The sequence below is a fragment of the Actinophytocola sp. KF-1 genome (genome assembly GCF_054661535.1).
In genome coordinates, this window is sequence record NZ_BAAFVK010000004.1 from 200,441 (window position 1) to 217,564 (window position 17,124).

General features: G+C 72.9%; 13 protein-coding genes. 11 read left to right on the top strand and 2 right to left on the bottom strand.

What is annotated here, in order from left to right:
* The first annotated feature begins 410 nt into the window (after positions 1-410).
* The 7 genes from ACYQ77_RS14025 to ACYQ77_RS14055 all read left to right on the top strand — a co-directional run bounded on the left by ACYQ77_RS14025 (position 411) and on the right by ACYQ77_RS14055 (position 7,600).
* Positions 411-932, top strand: coding sequence for a toxin-antitoxin system HicB family antitoxin (locus tag ACYQ77_RS14025; RefSeq protein ID WP_459711133.1), 522 nt, complete (start codon positions 411-413; stop codon positions 930-932).
* A 51-nt stretch (positions 933-983) separates the two neighbouring features.
* On the top strand, positions 984-1,829 hold the full coding sequence (locus ACYQ77_RS14030) for a DUF4097 family beta strand repeat-containing protein (RefSeq protein WP_459711136.1): 846 nt from the start codon (positions 984-986) through the stop codon (positions 1,827-1,829).
* A gap of 19 nt (positions 1,830-1,848) precedes the next feature.
* Positions 1,849-2,799, top strand: coding sequence for an ATP-binding cassette domain-containing protein (locus ACYQ77_RS14035; protein ID WP_459711138.1), 951 nt, complete (start codon positions 1,849-1,851; stop codon positions 2,797-2,799).
* Positions 2,796-3,599, top strand: a complete 804-nt coding sequence (locus ACYQ77_RS14040) for an ABC transporter permease (protein ID WP_459711140.1) — start codon at positions 2,796-2,798, stop codon at positions 3,597-3,599. Before ACYQ77_RS14035 ends, ACYQ77_RS14040 begins: the two co-directional genes overlap by 4 nt.
* Complete coding sequence (locus ACYQ77_RS14045; protein WP_459711142.1) at positions 3,596-4,774, top strand: cytochrome P450; 1,179 nt, start codon at positions 3,596-3,598, stop codon at positions 4,772-4,774. Before ACYQ77_RS14040 ends, ACYQ77_RS14045 begins: the two co-directional genes overlap by 4 nt.
* Before the next feature lie 1,253 nt (positions 4,775-6,027).
* Positions 6,028-6,774: a TerC family protein gene (locus ACYQ77_RS14050; RefSeq protein ID WP_459711144.1), complete on the top strand. Its 747-nt coding sequence runs from the start codon at positions 6,028-6,030 to the stop codon at positions 6,772-6,774.
* A gap of 64 nt (positions 6,775-6,838) precedes the next feature.
* Entirely contained in the window at positions 6,839-7,600 is a 762-nt protein-coding gene (locus ACYQ77_RS14055) for an ion transporter (protein WP_459711146.1), read from the top strand.
* On the opposite strand, the gene ACYQ77_RS14060 is transcribed toward ACYQ77_RS14055, so the two are convergent.
* Positions 7,572-8,807 (bottom strand): PP2C family protein-serine/threonine phosphatase, encoded by a 1,236-nt coding sequence (locus tag ACYQ77_RS14060; RefSeq protein ID WP_459711148.1) that lies wholly within the window; start codon positions 8,805-8,807, stop codon positions 7,572-7,574. The two genes, ACYQ77_RS14055 and ACYQ77_RS14060, sit on opposite strands and share 29 nt — an antisense overlap.
* Positions 8,808-8,917: 110 nt before the next feature.
* Here ACYQ77_RS14060 and ACYQ77_RS14065 point away from each other — a divergent pair, with 110 nt between their 5' ends.
* The 3 genes from ACYQ77_RS14065 (at position 8,918) to ACYQ77_RS14075 (ending at position 14,914) form a co-directional block, all read left to right on the top strand.
* Positions 8,918-11,779 (top strand): ATP-binding protein, encoded by a 2,862-nt coding sequence (locus tag ACYQ77_RS14065; RefSeq protein WP_459711150.1) that lies wholly within the window; start codon positions 8,918-8,920, stop codon positions 11,777-11,779.
* A 110-nt stretch (positions 11,780-11,889) separates the two neighbouring features.
* A complete protein-coding gene (locus tag ACYQ77_RS14070; protein ID WP_459711152.1) occupies positions 11,890-13,638 on the top strand; it encodes a PKD domain-containing protein in 1,749 nt (582 codons plus the stop codon).
* A gap of 70 nt (positions 13,639-13,708) precedes the next feature.
* On the top strand, positions 13,709-14,914 hold the full coding sequence (locus ACYQ77_RS14075; protein ID WP_459711154.1) for a cytochrome P450 family protein: 1,206 nt from the start codon (positions 13,709-13,711) through the stop codon (positions 14,912-14,914).
* Between the two features lie 573 nt (positions 14,915-15,487).
* Here ACYQ77_RS14075 and ACYQ77_RS14080 read toward each other — a convergent pair.
* Positions 15,488-15,958, bottom strand: coding sequence for a carboxymuconolactone decarboxylase family protein (locus ACYQ77_RS14080; protein WP_459711156.1), 471 nt, complete (start codon positions 15,956-15,958; stop codon positions 15,488-15,490).
* A 130-nt stretch (positions 15,959-16,088) separates the two neighbouring features.
* On the opposite strand from ACYQ77_RS14080, the gene ACYQ77_RS14085 reads away from it, so the two are divergent.
* Complete coding sequence (locus ACYQ77_RS14085) at positions 16,089-17,120, top strand: TIGR03617 family F420-dependent LLM class oxidoreductase (RefSeq protein WP_459711158.1); 1,032 nt, start codon at positions 16,089-16,091, stop codon at positions 17,118-17,120.
* Positions 17,121-17,124 lie beyond the last annotated feature (4 nt).

Genomic DNA, 17,124 nt, shown 5'->3' on the forward strand with positions numbered 1-17,124 from the left:
CTACCTCCTCGTCGTTGAGGCTGCCCGGGGCAGGGCGACGACACGCACGCCGACGACGCACAACAGCGGGATTGCCCGGCCGCTCACGACCGGAGAGCAGGTCTCCCGACCCCGGATCGACACCGGCACTGAGCCCTGTCGACACGAGCAGTGTTGGCCCGACTCCGCACCGTTGTCAACAAGTTTCGGTGATGTTTCGGGAACACAACGACGCGTGACATGCGCATGGCGGCACGTTTGACCACCTCAGGCCAGCCATCGACGTCATCGACATTCCGAAACTTACGCAAAACTTTCGAGCCATCCGCACCAGCGATGGCACCTGTTGATGCCACCATGGCTCACGGCGAACCCTGGAGTGGCACCACTTGGACTTGCACATGGCACCACAGTGATGCCATAGTGTGCACATGGACCTGACGCCGTTCGTGCACTCCGTCCGCCAGGAGCTGGCCGTGGCCGCCGAAGCCGGTGGCGAGGACGCCCGTGCACTCGCCGACCGCCTGACCGCGCCGCTGGCGTCGGCCATCCGCCTCACGCTGCTCGACGCGCTGTCGGCCGCGGCCGAGGAGATCACCAGGGACCTCGCGCCCGGCTCCGTCGAGGTCCGCCTGCGTGCGGGCGAGGCGGCGTTCGCGGTGACCCTCCCCGAGGTGGACCAGCCGGCCGACACCGGCTACGCCACGCAGGCCCCGGACCCCGACGAGCCGGCCGCCGATGACGACAGCGCGCAGGTGCGCATCAACCTGCGCCTGCCCGAGACCTTGAAGGCACGCATCGAGGAGGCGGCCGCGGAGGAGGGCCGCTCGGTCAACGCGTGGCTCGTGCGCGCGGCGACCGCCGCGCTGCGGCCCGCCACACGGCCGGTGCCGCCGCCGTCGGGCGGCGGCTCGCGCCGGGGCGGCAAGCACTTCACCGGCTGGGTCAGCTGACCCGGCCCCACCAGCACAAACACCTCACCAACACACTTCGAGGGGACACCCATGCCTGTTTTCGCCACCCCGGAACCCATCGTCGCGAGCATCGAACCCGGCGTCGGGAACGTGCGGATCATCGCGAGCGACCGCACGGACACGGTCGTCGACGTGCGGCCCAGCGACGAGTCCGACGCCTCCGACGTCAAGGCCGCGGCGCAGACCACCGTCGAGTTCGCCGGCGGCACCCTGACCGTCCGGGGCCCGAGGCTGCGCCCGCTCGACATCAGCAAGAAGTCGCGGTCGATCGAGGTGACCGTGGAACTGCCCGCGGGTTCCCGGGTGCAGGGCGGCACCGGCCTCGGCGACCTGTACGGCACCGGCAGGCTCGGCGCCTGCAAGTACAAGTCCGGCACCGGGCAGCTCGTGCTCGAGGAGACCGGCGAGCTGAACCTGCACACCGCCACCGGCAACGTCTCCGTCGACCGGGTCGCGGGCAACGCGGACGTCAGCACCAGCTCCGGCCGGGTCTGGCTCGGGCAGCTCACCGGCACGGCCGTGGTCAAGAACTCCAACGGCACCACCACGATCGGCGCGGCGACCGGGTCCGTGCGGGTGCGTGCCGCCAACGGCGACATCGCCGTCGAGCACTCCGAGGACGCCGTGGAAGCCAAGACCGCCAACGGTTCCGTGCGCGTGCTCGACGCCGTGCGCGGCGCGCTCACCCTCGAGACCGCCATGGGCGACATCGAGATCGGCATCCGCGAGGGCAGCGCCGCGTGGCTCGACGTGAAGACCCGCTTCGGCCGCGTCGACAACCAGATGCGGACCGCGACCGAACCCGGCGGCGCGACGGACACCGTCGAGGTGCGCGCCAACACCGGGTTCGGCGACATCACCGTCCACCGCTCCTGACCACCACCGAGGGGAAACCATGAGCCAGCCAGCGATCGCGGCCACCGGGCTGCGCAAGTCCTACGGGGACAAGGTGGTGCTCGACGGCATCGACCTCGACGTCCCGCCGGGCACCATCTTCTCCCTGCTCGGGCCCAACGGCGCGGGCAAGACCACCACCGTCAACATCCTGTCCACACTGGTCACCCCGGACGGCGGCAGCGCGAGCGTCGCGGGGCACGACCTGGCGACCGACCCGGACGGGATCCGCGGCGCCATCGGCCTCACCGGCCAGTTCTCCGCGGTCGACAACCTCCTCACCGGCGAGGAGAACCTGTTCCTGATGGCGGACCTGCACCACCTGCCGCGCCGCGAGGGGCGCAGGCGGGCCGCCGCCCTGCTCGACCGGTTCGACCTCACCGAGGCGGCGAAGAAGGTGCCGACCACGTACTCGGGTGGCATGCGCCGCAAGCTCGACCTCGCGATGACGCTGGTCGGCGACCCGAAGGTGATCTTCCTCGACGAGCCGACCACCGGCCTGGACCCGCGCAGCCGCCGCACGATGTGGGACATCATCCGCGACCTCGTCAGCGGTGGCGTGACGATCTTCCTCACCACGCAGTACCTCGACGAGGCCGACCAGCTCGCCGACCGCGTCGCCGTGCTCGACGGCGGCCGGATCGTCGCGCAGGGCACCCCGGACGAGCTGAAGCGCCGCGTCCCCGGCGGGCACCTGCGGCTGCGGTTCGCCGACCAGGGCGCGCTGCGCCGCGCGAGCGCCGCGCTCGACGTGTCCACACCGGACGAGGAGAACCTCGCACTGCGGGTGCCGACCGACGGGTCCGTCGACGCCCTGCGTGCCGTGCTCGCCCGCCTCGACGCGCAGGCCGTCCCCGTCGACCACCTCACCGTGCACACCCCGGACCTCGACGACGTGTTCCTGAGCCTCACCGGCCACCGCACCGAAGCCACCAAGGAGCCGGCGCAATGACCACCATGTCCTATGCGGTGCGTGACTCGCGCACCATGCTGCGGCGCAACCTGCGGCACATGCAGCGCTACCCGTCGCTGACGATCATGCTGCTGGCGCAGCCCATCCTGTTCCTGCTGCTGTTCGTGTACGTCTTCGGCGGCACGCTCGGCAACGGCCTCGGCGGCGCTGCCGTCGCGGGCACCGGTGGCCGCGACGCGTACGTCGACTACCTCACGCCGGCGATCCTGCTGATCACGGTGACCAGTGCGGTGCTCGGCACCGCCATCTCGGTCGCCCAGGACATGACCGAGGGCATCATCGCCCGGTTCCGAACGATGGCGATCAGCCGGGCGTCGGTGCTGACCGGGCACGTCGTCGGCACGGTCATCCAGACCGTCATCGGGCTCGTGGTCGTCACCGCGGTCGCGCTGCTCGTCGGGTTCTCCCCGACCGCGAACGTCGGCGAGTGGTTGGCCGTCGCGGGGCTGCTGTTGCTGCTGACCGTCGCGCTCACGTGGTTGTCCGTGGCGATGGGGCTCGCGGCCAAGAGCGTGGAGACGGCGAGCAACACCCCGATGATCTTCATGCTGCTGCCGCTGGTCGGCAGCGGGTTCGTGCCGATCGACTCCATGCCCGGCTGGCTGGGCACGTTCGCCGAGTACCAGCCGTTCACCCCGGTCGTCGAGACGATGCGCGGGCTGCTGTTCGGCACCGAGATCGGCAACAGCGGCTGGCTCGCGGTCGGCTGGTGCGTGCTGCTCGCCGTCCTCGGCTACGCGTGGTCGAAGTCGCTGTTCGCGAAGGAGCGGATCAGGTGAACGCGCCACTGCGGGGACTGCCGACCGCCCGTCCCGCGGGCTGCCCGTTCGACCCGCCCGCCGAGCTGGCGGAGCTGCGCCCGCTGACGCGGATGGTGTACCCCGACGGGCACGTCGGCTGGCTCGCGACGGGCCACGAGGTGGTCCGCGCGATCCTCGCCGACCAGCGGTTCAGCGTCCGGTATGAGCTGATGCACCTGCCGTTCCCCGGCGCGCCGGCCGAGATCCCGCCCGCGCCGCCGGGGGACATGACGGGGATGGACGCGCCGGAGCACACCCGGTTCCGGCAGCTGCTCGCGGGGAAGTTCACGGTCCGCCGGATGCGCCTGCTGACCGACCGCGTCGAGCAGGTGTGCGCGGAGCTGCTGGACGCGATGGCCGAGCAGGGCCCGCCCGCGGACCTGGTGACGGCGTTCGCGCAGCCGGTGCCTGCGGCGATCATCTGCGAGCTGCTGGGCGTGCCGTACGCCGACCACGAGTTCTTCCAACGGCAGGCGCTGACGCTGACGTCGCTGAGCTCGTCGCCGGAGGACAAGGGCGCGGCGATGACGGCCCTGTACGAGTACCTCAACGACCTGGTGCTCGCGAAGCGCGCCAACCCGGCCGACGACCTGCTGAGCGACCTGACGACCAGCGACCTCGACGACGTGGAGTTGTCCGGGCTGGGTTCGTTCCTGCTGGGCGCAGGCCTCGACACCACGGCGAACATGCTGGCGCTGGGCACGTTCGCGCTGCTGCGCAACCCCGAGCAGCTGGCGGCGCTGCGCACGGGCTGGGTGACGGTCGACGAGGCCGTCGAGGAGCTGCTGCGCTACCTGACGATCGCGCACACCGGCGTCCGCACCGCCCTGGCGGACGTCGAGATCGGCGGCGAGGTCGTGCGGGCGGGCGAGTCGGTCACCCTGTCCCTGCAGGCCGCCGACCGGGACCCGGAACGCTACCCGAACCCGGACGTGCTCGACCTGTCCCGGCACGCGGCGGGACACGTGGCGCTCGGGTACGGCGTGCACCAGTGCCTCGGGCAGCAGCTGGCGCGGGTCGAGATGCGAGTGGCGTTCCCGGCTCTGGTCAACCGGTTCCCGACGCTACGACTCGCCATCGACGCGGCGGACGTGCCGATGCGCACCGACTCCAACCTGTACGGCGTGCATTCGCTGCCGGTTGCCTGGGGGTGATGGCCGGGGGTCGGGCCTCGCCGGGGTTTCACCTCGGCGAGGCCCGTTGTCGTGGACGTTCTTGACCGGCGGGGGCCGCTTCGCCCCTCGCGTCAGATGGTTTCACCCGATCCTGCAAGGCCCGCTTCGCTGGCCCGGGCGCGCAGCGCCCGGGCCAGCCCCCGGTTCGCGAGCGCCGGGCGCGCAGCGCCCGGAGGCCCCTGGATGGTTCCTCGCCCGACTTCGCACAGCCCGCTCCACCGGCCGGCGCGCACGGCACCGCGGCACCCGCAAACTGCCCGCCACCGAGGCACTTCCCGCCCGCTTCGCGGGCGCCGGGCGGGCAGCGCCTGCGCACCTACAAGCTCCCCACGTGCCTACCCTGGAAGGCCCGCTCCGCGGGCCCGCGAACCACGCCGCCACCAGGGTCTCCGCTTGGGCCCTGGACCGGCCCACCCGCCTTGCGGGCGTCGGGCGCACAGCGCCCGGATGGCTCCTCGCCCGACTTCGCATGACCCGCTCCGCCGACCGGCGCGCACAGCACCGCGGCACCCCCACCCTGCCCGCCACCGAGACACGTCCCGCCCGCCTCGCAGGCGCCGGGCGCACAGCGCCCGGATGGCTCCACGCCCGACTTCGCATGACCCGCTCCGCCGACCGGCGCGCACAGCACCGCGGCACCCCCACCCTGCCCGCCACCGAGACACGTCCCGCCCGCCTCGCAGGCGCCGGGCGCACAGCGCCCGGATGGCTCCACGCCCGACTTCGCATGACCCGCTCAGGGTGCACAGCGCCGCGGCACCGCCAAGCGGCCCGCAACCGAGCACTCCCCGGCGACCCACGACACCTCAGGTGTCCCACTCGGCCCCGACGCCCCGTTCCCGAGCCCGGGCACGCAGCGCCGACCGGGATCTGCCGGCGCCCGCTTCGCGGGCGCGCAGCGCCCGGGGGTGCGTCCCGCTCGGCCCCCGCCAGGCCCGCTCCCCAGACTGGCCGTGTCGACCTGATCGGTGTCCGCGGCCTCCCCGCGCCTGAAGCGTTTCTCCCATCGGAGCTTCTCGGGCCGGTCGATGCCGCCCGCTTCGCGGGCGTCGCCAGCCTGGCACCCCGCCCGACACGCCCAGCCCGGCCGACCTGGCCGCCCAGCCTGACCTCACCTCCGGCTGTCCCCGCACCCACTCCTCGGGCGCACCCCGAGCCCACCCGCCAAACCGGGACGAACCTATAGAGCGAATCACGCCCTTCGTCCCAATTGCCCCCTATAAGGTGATCGCGTGGATTGGCTTACTAGTCCGGAACTCTGGATCGCCTTCGGCACGCTCTTGCTGCTCGAGGTGGTCCTCGGCATCGACAACATCGTCTTCATCTCGATCCTCGCCGGGCGGTTGCCTGAGCACCAGCAGCAGCGGGCGCGGGTGGTCGGCCTCTCGCTCGCGCTGGTGACGCGGCTGCTGCTGCTCGCGTCGCTGTCGTGGGTGATCGGGTTGACCGCACCGCTGTTCAGCATGTTCGGCCAGGAGATATCCGGGCGGGACCTGATCCTCCTGCTCGGCGGGGCGTTCCTGCTGGGCAAGGCCACCTACGAGATCCACGAACAGCTGGAGGGCGCCGAGCACGCGACAGAGCGCAAGGCCGCCTCGTTCGCCGGGGTGATCGCGCAGATCCTGGTGCTCGACATCGTGTTCTCGCTGGACTCGGTGATCACGGCGGTGGGCATGGTCGACGAGCTGGGCATCATGATCGCCGCGGTGGTCGTCGCGATGGTGATCATGCTGGTGTCGGCCAAGCCGATCAGCGAGTTCGTCAACCGGCACCCGACGGTGAAGATGCTCGCGCTGTCGTTCCTGCTCCTGATCGGCGGCAGCCTGATCGCGGAGGGCTTCGACCAGCACATCCCGAAGGGCTACGTGTACGGGCCCATCGCGTTCTCCGTGTTCGTGGAGTTCCTGAACCTGCGCGCCAAGGCGAAGCGGCAGAAGGAGCCGGTCAAGCTGCACCCGACGTACGTCAAGAACGAATGACTCGCGACCGGGCGCGCGGTACGTGAGGATGGGGCGCCGCTGATCGTTCCGGAGGTGCCCCACGATGACGTACGCCAGGATGCGCGGCGAACTGGACGTGCCACGCCGGATCCACCGCGTGCGGGCCGTCGACTGGCTGATGGTGGCGCTCGCGATCGCGTCCGTCGGCCTGCTGGGCTGGGTGTGGCTCGCAGACCCGCCGGTCGAGACGCAGGAGCTCGTCTTCCGGGTCGACGTCGGCATCTGCGCGGTGTTCTTCGTCGAGTTCCTGTGGCGCTGGCGCCGGGGCGGCTGGGGCTGGCGGTTCCTCGGGCGGAACTGGTTCGAGGTCGTCGGCATGATCCCGCTGTCGCACCCGGCGCTGCGCGCGTTCCGGCTGCTGCGCGTCGTCGTGCTGGTGGCGCGGCTGGGCCGGGCGGTGGACCGGACGATCGGCGACGCCGTCACCCAGCGCCTCGTCAACCGGTTCCTCGGCACGGTGATCGACGTGCTGAAGAAGCCGGTGACGGTCGCGGTGCTCGACGAGGTGACGGCCGTGCTGAAGACCGGCAACTACGCGCAGAACATCTCCCGCGCGCTGGCGGACAACCAGGTCGAGCTGCGGCAGCTGGTGCTCGACAAGATCCGGGCGGACCCGGCGGCGGGCAGGCTCAAGCGGCTCCCGTTCCACGACGAGGTCATCGGCGCGGTGACCGACACCGCGATCCGCGTGGTGCTGGAGATGCTCGCCGACCCGCGCACCGACGAGATGATCGCCGACAGCCTGCGCGAGAACCTCGACCAGATCCGCGCCGCGGTCACCGCGAACGAGCAGCGGAAGGTGTGATGGGCGCGTGGTGGACGGCGACGAGCGCGATGTCGTCGCCCGGCGGGTTGCTGCCCACCAGCGCCGCCATGACCTTCGCGCAGACGTCCTCGGGCGCGCCGGGGCGGACGGTGGCCCGCAGCAGCTCCAGGCCGAGGTCGATGTCGACGCCACGGCGTTCGACCAGGCCGTCGGTGTAGAAGGCGGCGAGCGCGCCCGGCGGCAGGTCGACGGTGACGGACCGCCTGCCGGTGACCACCAGCCCGAAGCCGACGGGCAGCTCCACCGGCGCGTCGACGAACACCGTCTCCTCCCCCGGCAGCGCGAGGACCGGCGGCAGGTGCCCGGCGAGCGAGAGGTCCATGCGTGCGGCCGCGGTGTCGACGACCGCGTAGGCGACCGTCGCCATGGTCGTGTTCTCGAAGTGGGCCGCCTTGCGGTCGAGCCTGCCCAGCACCTCGGCGGGGTCCTCGAACTCGAGCGCGTACGCGCGCAGGGCGCTGCGCAGCCTGCCCATCACGATCGCCGCGCGCAGCCCGCTGCCGACGACGTCCCCCATCACGACGCCGACCCGCTCACCGGGCAGGGCGAACACGTCGTACCAGTCGCCGCCGATGCCGATGTCGGCGCCGGGCACGTACCTGGCGGACATCTCCCAGCCGTCCGTCTCGGGCAGCCGCGACGGCAGGAGGCTGTCGACCAGGGTCGTGGCCGCCAGCTGCTCGGACCGCGACCGGTGCAGCGTCGCGGCCATCGCGATCCGGTCCGCCACCACGCCCAGCTGCTCGACGTCCTCCTCGGTGAACCGGCGGGGGGTGACGCTGCCGATGTGCAGCACGCCGACCAGCTCGCCGTGCGCGATCACCGGCACCCCGAGCAGCACCCGCAGGCCACGCTCCCAGAGCAGCGAGTTGACCACGGTCGACGAGTCGACCCGGTCGAGCTGCACCGGTTCCCGCAGGCGTGCCACCCGGCCCGCGAAGCCGCTGCCCACCGGCACGCGCACGCCCTGGTAGACCTCTTCGTCGAGCCCCGCGCTGGCCCGCGCGACGAGCCGCTCGCCACTGGGTTCGAGGAACAGCACGGTGACCGTGTCCACGTCGAACAGCTCCCGCACCCGCCACAGCAGGACCTCGAGCATCTTGTCCAGGTCGAGGTCCATGAGCGAGCTGTCGGTGACGGTTTCGAGCACGCGAACCCGCCGGGCAGCCGACACGTCATCACCCATGCGGCAACTCTACGGGCATGCCCATCCCGTGGCCTGATCTGTCCACCTCTTGGCCATTCGTGTTTACGCTTGCCGGAGCCCCGTGGCAGCGGCGGACGACAGGGAGTGACATGGCGAGCGGAGCGCGGCGGACGGGCCTGGTCCGGACGAGCTCGCCGGTTCTCGTCGGCCGGGGCGACGAGCTGCGCGCGATCCTGTCGACGGTCACCACCCGGTCGACGGTCGTGATCATCGAGGGCGAGGCCGGCGTCGGCAAGACACGGCTGGTGCACGAGCTGCTCGCCCACCCGGATCTCGCCCGCCACCACGCGATGGTCGGGCACTGCCACCCGCTGCGCGAGCCGTTCCCGTTCGGGGCGGTGATCGAGGCGCTGCGGTCGCTCGCCTGCCTGCCACGGCCCGCGCTGAGCCCGGTCGGCGGCGCGCTGCGGCCGTTGCTGCCGGAGCTGGACGACGTCCTGCCGCCGGCACCGGCACCCATCGGCGACCCGCACGCCGAGCGGCACCGGCTGCTGCGCGCCACCCGCGAGCTGCTCGCCGCGGCCGGCCCGGCGCTGCTGGTGGTCGAGGACCTGCACTGGGCCGACGACAGCACCCGGCAGGTGCTGCGGTTCGTGATGAGCGACCCGCCGCCGAACCTGTCGGTGGTGGTCACCTACCGCCGCGAGGACCTGGGCGGTGACCTGCCGCTCGGGGCCGCGTACCGGCCGCCGGACCACGTGGCCGGGGTGCTGCTGCGGCTCGAGCCGCTTGCGGTGCCGGAGGTCGGGGAGCTGGCGGCCGCCATCCTCGGCGACGACGCGGTGCCCGCGCGGTTCGCGGCGCGGCTGCACGAGCGCACGGCTGGCATCCCGTTCGTGGTGGAGGAGCTGCTCGGCACGCTGCGCACGACGCCGGACGCGCTGCTCGACGACGCGCTGTCTGACGACGTCGAGGTGCCGGTGCTGCTGCGTGACGCGATGGCCGACCGGCTCGCGGGCCTCCCCGGCGCCGCGCAGCGGCTGGTGCACGCCGCGGCCGTGCTCGCCGCCCCGGCCACCGTCGACACGCTCGCCGAGGTCGCCGGCGTCGCCGCGGACACCGCTCCGGACGCGCTCGGCACCGCGGTCGAGTGCGGTGTGCTGTTCGAGCTGGAACCCACCCGGTACGGCTTCCGCCACACGCTCGCCCAGCAGGCCGTCCGTGACACGCTCACCGGGCCCGCCCGGCAGCGCCTGCACGTCGCCGCCATCGCCGCGCTGCACGCGCTCGACCCACCGCCGCTGGTGCGGCTCGCCGAGCACAGCAGGCTGGCGGGCCGGACCGCGGACTGGCTCCGGTACGGCGAGCAGGCCGCGGAGCTGGCCGGCCGCGTCGGCGACATCGCGGCGGCGACGAGGATGCTCCAGCGGCTGCTCGCCGAGCCGGGCCTGCCGGGCGAGGACGTGGACCGGCTCGCGGTGGCGCTCGGGTCGCTCGCGTACAGCGGGGTCGACCAGCACGACCCGGTGACCACGCTGGGCAGGCTGCTCGCCGACCACCGCCTGTCCGTGGCCGCACGCGGCGAGGTGCGGCTGTTCCTCGGGCTGCTCCTGGTGCGGCAGCGCGGCGGCATCGAGGCGGCGCGCGCGGAGATCCGCGTGGCCGTCGGCGAGCTGACCGAGCGGCCGGACCTGGCGGCGAAGGGCATCGCGCTGCTCGGCACCCCGTTCATCGGCGGCACCCCGTTCGCCGAGCAGCGGGCGTGGATGGCGGAGGCCGAGCGCAGGCTCGCCGGGTGCGCGGACCCGGAGCTGCGGATCTCCCTGCTGGCCAACCTGCTCGGCTCGCGGCTGCACATGGGTGACCCGAGCGTGCGCGCCGACCTGCGCGCGCTGCCGCTGTCGGTCGAGACCATCGGCGAACGCCGCCAGCTCGCCCGTGCCCGCTGCAACCTGGCCGACGCGTGCACCTCCGTCGGGCACTTCCGGCAGGCGCGGGAGTTCCTGAGCACCGGGCTGCGGCTGGCCGCGTCGGCGGGCAGCGCGTTCGTGACCAGCACGGCGCGGTCCACGCAGGTGCGGCTGGACTGGTACCTCGGCGCGTGGGACGGGCTCGCCGACCGCGCGCGGCAGCTCCTCGACGACTACCGGGAGCTGCTGCCAGTGGCGAGCGAGCTGTCGCTGGTGCTGGGGCTGCTCGCGGTCGCCAGGGGCGAGTGGACGGCGGCGGAGACGCACCTGCTGGCGACCGGTGTCGAGGCGCCCGACGACGCGATCGCGCCGATCGCCATCGGCGGGTTCGGCGGGCTGGCCTGGGCGTACCTGTCGCAGGACGAGGTGGGGAAGGCCGTCGCCGTGGTCGACGACGGCGTGCGGGTGCTGCGCCGCAAGGGGGTCTGGTCGTGGGCGGCGGACCTCGCGCCGGTCGCGGTCGCCGCGTTGCTCGCGGCGGGCAGGCGCGCGGACGCGAGCGGGTTCGTCAAGGAGGTCGCGGACGGGGTCGCCGGCCGGGACGCGCCGCTGGTGCACGCCGCGCTCGCGTTGTGCTGGGGGCGGCTCGCGGAGGCGGACGACCCGGCACGCGCGGTCGGCCACTACCGCGCCGCGCAGGCCGCGTACCGGGAGCTGCCCGCGCCGTACCTGTCGGCGCTCGCGGCGGAGCGGGCGGCGGCCGCGGCGGGCGACCACGCGGAGATCGCCGCGCTGGCAGGCGTCTTCGCGGACCTCACCGCCACCCGCGACGCCGCCCGCTGCCGCCGCGACGTGCGTGCCCACGGTGCCGCGCCCCCTTCGCGGCGCGGCAGGCGCGGCTACGGCGACGAGCTGTCGCCGCGGGAGCGGGACGTCGCCCGGCTGGTCACGCAGGGTCTGACCAACCGGGAGATCGCCGACGTCCTGTTCCTCTCACCGCGCACCGTGGAGCAGCACGTCGCCAAGGTTCTCCGCAAGCTGGGGCTCAAGTCCAGGCTCGACCTCACGCAATCAATGCGCCCGGCCGCCGGTCCGCAATAGACACGTACCCGTACGGATCCGGCTACGGATTGTTCGGCGGCGCGGCCGACGCCGATGCTCGGTGGACATCTGGTCTCCCCCTGCGATCAACGATCGGAGATTGGTTTCGCATGTCCACATCACGAAGGCTGTCGGGGATCTTCCTCGGCGTCGCCTCGACCGTCGCGCTGGCGCTGAACGGCGTCGGCACCGCACAGGCCGCCGAGGGCGCGATCCTCGGCGCCGGGGCGGCGGGCGCCGTCGAGGGCAGCTACATCGTGGCGCTCGACGGCGCCCCGTCGACCGCGGCGAGCACGCGGGCCGGTGTCCGCGCACAGGCCGGTGACCTGGCCCAGCGGTACGGCGGCGCGGTCGGGCACGTCTACTCGGCCGCGCTGCGCGGGTTCTCCGTGCGGATGAGCGAGGCGGCGGCGAAGCGGCTGGCCGCCGACCCGGCGGTGCGCTACGTCGAGCAGAACGCGGTGGCGCACGTGGTCGAGACGTGGGGCCTGGACCGCGTCGACCAGCGGGACCTGCCGCTGGACAACTCCTACGCGGCCCCGAACGACGGGTCCGGGGTCACCGCCTACGTCGTCGACACCGGCCTGGACCTCGACCACCCGGGCTACGGCGGCCGCGCGAGCAGCGGCTGGGACTTCATCGACGGCGACGCCGACGCGAGCGACTGCCAGGGCCACGGCACCCACGTCGGCGGCACCATCGGCAGCGGCACGTACGGCGTGGCGAAGAACGTGCAGCTCGTGGCGGTGCGCGTGCTGGACTGCGGCGGCACCGGCTCGTGGGACGCGATCATCGGCGGCATCGACTGGGTGACCGACCACGCCCCGCAGGCGGCGGTCGGCAACATGAGCATCGGCGGCAGCCGCAGCTCGGCGGTGAACGACGCGGTCACCGGCTCGGTCAACGCGGGCGTGGCGTGGGCGGTCGCGGCGGGCAACGAGGGCCAGGACGCCTGCAACGTCAGCCCGGCCAGCGCCACCGGCGTGCTGACCGTCGCCGCCTCGGACAACCAGGACCGGCGCAGCGTGTGGAGCGGCACCCAGTCGTCCAACTACGGCAGCTGTGTCGAGCTGTTCGCGCCGGGCACGGGCATCACGTCCACCACGAACGGCGGCGGCAGCGGCCAGATGAGCGGCACGTCCATGGCGAGCCCGCACGTCGCGGGCGCGCTCGCGCTGGTGACGAGCGCGAACCCGGCCATCTCGCCCGCGGACGCCAACGCGAAGGTCGTCGGCACCGCCACCACCGGCAAGATCACCGACCTGAAGGGCTCGCCGAACCGGCTGCTGTACGTCAAGGACCTCGGTGGCGGCGGCCAGCCGGGCAACCCGACGGCGTCGTTCACCGCGAACTGCCCGTCGCTGTCCTGCACCTTCGACGCCGCCGCGGCCAGCGACCCCGACGGCACGATCTCCTCGTACGCCTGGGACTTCGGTGACGGCCAGACCGGCACCGGCGTGCGCCCGTCGCACACCTACGGCACCGCGGGCACGTACACCGTCACGCTGACCGTGACCGACAACGACGGCAAGACCGGCACCACGTCCAAGCAGGTGCAGGCGGGCACGCCGAGCGGTGGTGCGCCGAGGGCCGCGTTCACCGTGTTCTGCCAGTGGGCGGCGTGCTCGTTCGACGGCACCGGGTCGACCGACCCCGACGGTGACATCGCCGCGTACGCCTGGAACTTCGGCGACGGCCAGACCGGCAGCGGCGCGACCACCTCGCACACCTACCCGAACCGGCAGACCACCTACACCGCCCAGCTCACCGTGACCGACCGCGCGGGCAACAGGAACACCGCCACCAAACAGGTCCAGTGCTGGAGCTTCGGCACGCAGGCCTTCTGCTTCGGCCAGTAGGCACTCCCGTCGGACGGCGTTTCCGGGACTCCTGCCCGGAAACGCCGTCCGGCGTGCCAGAGTGAGGAGCATGACCGGCACGAGCACGCCCATGCGATTGGACCGCGAGTTCGTCGACGACCCGTACACGTTCTACCGGCGGTTGCGGGAGGAGGCGCCAGTGTGCCCGGTCGTGATGCCGCGCGGGCTGAAGGTGTGGCTGGTGACGCGGTACGCCGACGCGCGGGAGGCGCTCACGAACCCCGCGCTGCGCAAGGACCTGCGGCCGGTGGGACACCTCTTCGAGCGGCACCGGACGAGGACGAGCACGGGCGACTTCGGCGCGGACCTCACCGCGCACATGCTCAACAGCGACCCGCCCGACCACACCCGGCTGCGCAGGCTCGTCGCGAAGGCGTTCACCACGCGGCGCGTGGAGTTGCTGCGGCCCCGCGTCGAACAGATCACCGAGGACCTGCTGGCCCGCCTGTCCGGCGCGATCGACGTGATCGACGACTTCGCGTTCCCGCTGCCCGTCACGGTGATCTGCGAGCTGCTCGGCGTCCCGCACGACGACCGGGACGACTTCCGCGCCTGGTCGTCGGCGCTCGTGGCCGGGGCGTCCGCCGAGGCCGTCGGGTCGGCCGCCGCGGCGATGTCGGGGTACCTGCGTGCCCTGATCGACGCCAAGCGCGCGGTACCCGCCGACGACATGCTCACCGCGCTCGTGCACGCCCAGGAGGACGGCGACGAGCTGACCGAGGTCGAGTTGGTGTCGATGGCGTTCCTGCTGCTGGTGGCCGGGCACGAGACCACGGTGAACCTCATCGGCAACGGCGTGCTGGCGCTGCTGCGCAACCCCGGCCAGCTCGCGGCCCTGCGCGCCGACCCCGGCCTGCTCCCGGGCGCGGTCGAGGAGTTCCTGCGCTACGAGAGCCCGGTCAACCACGCGACCCTGCGCTATACGGTGGAGCCGGTCGAGGTGGGCGGCACCACCATCCCCGCCGAGGAGTTCGTCGCCGTGTCCCTGGCATCCGCCAACCGCGACGACGACCGCTTCGGCCCCGCCGCCGACACCCTGGACGTCACCAGGGCACCGGCGGGCCACATGGCCTTCGGCCACGGCATCCACTTCTGCCTCGGCGCCCCGCTCGCCCGCCTGGAGGGCCAGATCGCGATCGGCGGGCTCGTGGCCCGCTTCCCCGGCATGGCACTGGCCGCCGAGCCCGCCGATCTGCGCTGGCGCAACAGCACCCTGTTGCGCGGCCTGGAACACCTCCCGGTCCGCCTCACCTGACGTGGACGCCCCGCCGCCGCGCGCACACCCCAGCGCGGTGAAGCGGTCTCAACCCGTGGTCGCAACGCCCGGTGCGCTGGGAGGTGATGGGTGGGGTTTGGGATGCGGTGCGGGCGGGCCCGTGATGGTGGCGGGTTGCGGTCAGGGTGCGGACTCGGTTGCGGAAACGCCGGCACGCCAAGCCACCACCCGCCGGCCCCGGATCCCGAACACGACCGAGAACAGTGAACGCCCCGCCGAGGCCGCGGACCGGGCGGTGCCCGGCCAAGGGGACGGCCAACCGGTCCGCGATCGGCACCCTGGCGGAGCGGTCCACCCGGTTCGTGATGCTGCCGCACCTCCCCGGACAGGCACGACGCCCCGCGGGTCCACGTCCGGATGTTCGAGACCACCCAGACCCTTGCCTGCCCAGCACCTGTGCGCCCTCGCCGCCGAACTCACCCAGCGACCACCCCAACCCTCCGCCGGCTCACCCAGCCCAGTCACCCAACCGCTGCTCCCCGGGCAGTCCCCCATCGCAACCACCGGTTGACACTGCCGGTCCTCCATTTCACGGCCGCGGCAAGGCGGGTGTCAGCCGAACTGGCCCGGCTGGTAGTCGCCCGCGGGCTGGCGCGTGAGCACGTTCAGCCGGTTGTAGGTGTTGATCACCGCGATCAGCACCACCAGCTCACCCAGCTGGTCCTCGTCGTAGTGCTTCGCGGCCGCGGCCCACACCTCGTCCGGCACGCCGCCCGCGGCGTCGGCGATCCGGGTGCCCTCCTCGGTCAGCGCCAGCGCGGCCCGCTCGGCCTCGGTGAACACCGTCGCCTCCCGCCAGGCGGCGACCAGGTTCAGTCGCGTCGGGCTCTCCCCCGCCGCCACCGCGTCCTTGAAGTGCATGTCGGTGCAGAAGCCGCAGCCGTTGATCTGGCTGGCGCGCAGCTTCACCAGCTCCTGCGTGGCGGCGGGCACCGTCCCCTGCACGCCGCTGGTCGCCGCGACGAACTTCTTCAGGAACGTGGCGGTGGCGTCGTTGGTCATGAGGTTCAGCCGTGCGTCCATGGTGTGCTCCCCTGTCTGTCGTTCCGGGTACACCAGCCATGACGAGACAGCCCGGCCGTGTGTGACCGGGGTCCGTCATCGACAGCGGTGGGCCTTCGGAGCTCGGCGGTGTCGCCGGTTACCGTCTGCGGTGATCCGGAAGGGGTGGTCCATGCTGGTCGACGGCAACATCGGGGGTGTCACCGACGGCACCGCGGGCGGGGACATCGCCGAGATCGATGCCCAGGTGGCGCTCGCACAACGCGTCGGGCTCGACGGTGTCTGGACCACCGAGACCAGTCGCGACCCCTTCCTCCCGCTCCTCCTCGCCGCCGAGCGGGCGCCCGGCCTCACCGTCGGCACCGCGGTCGCGGTCGCGTTCGCCCGGAATCCGATGACGCTCGCCGTGACGGCCAACGATCTGCACGCCATGAGCGGTGGGCGGTTCGTGCTCGGGCTCGGGTCGCAGGTCGCCGCGCACATCACCCGGCGGTTCAGCATGCCGTGGTCCGCGCCCGCCGCCCGGATGCGGGAGTTCGTCCTCGCCCTGCGGGCCATCTGGGCCTCCTGGCAGACCGGCGAGCGGCTGCACTTCACCGGCGAGTTCTACTCCCACACCCTGATGCCGCCGCTCTTCCGGCCCGAGCCGAACCCGCACGGCACGCCGCCGGTGCTCGTCGCCGCGGTCGGGCCCAGGATGACGCGGGTCGCCGCCGAGGTGGCCGACGGGCTGCTCGTGCACAGCCTCACGTCCGAGCGGTACCTCCGCGACGTGACCATCCCGCTGGTCGGTGCGCGGCGTCCCGATTTCACCATCAGCTACCCGGGGCTGGTCGCCACCGGCGCGGACGAGGCCGGGCTCACCGCGGCCATCGCCAAGGTGCGCGAGCAGATCGCCTTCTACGCCGCCACGCCCGCCTACCGCGCCGTGCTCGAGCTGCACGGGTGGGGTGACCTGCACACCGAGCTGCACCGCCTGTCCCGGCGCGGTGACTGGGCCACCATGACGGGGCTCGTCGACGACGACGTCCTCGGCACGTTCGCGGTCGTCGGGGAGCCCGCCGCCGCCGGGGCCGAGATCGCGCGCCGCTACTCGGGGCTCGTCGACCGGTTCACCCTCTACACGCCGTACCCGCTCGACGAGCGGACGCGCGCGACGGTGGTGGCCGCGGCACGCGCCTGAGCGG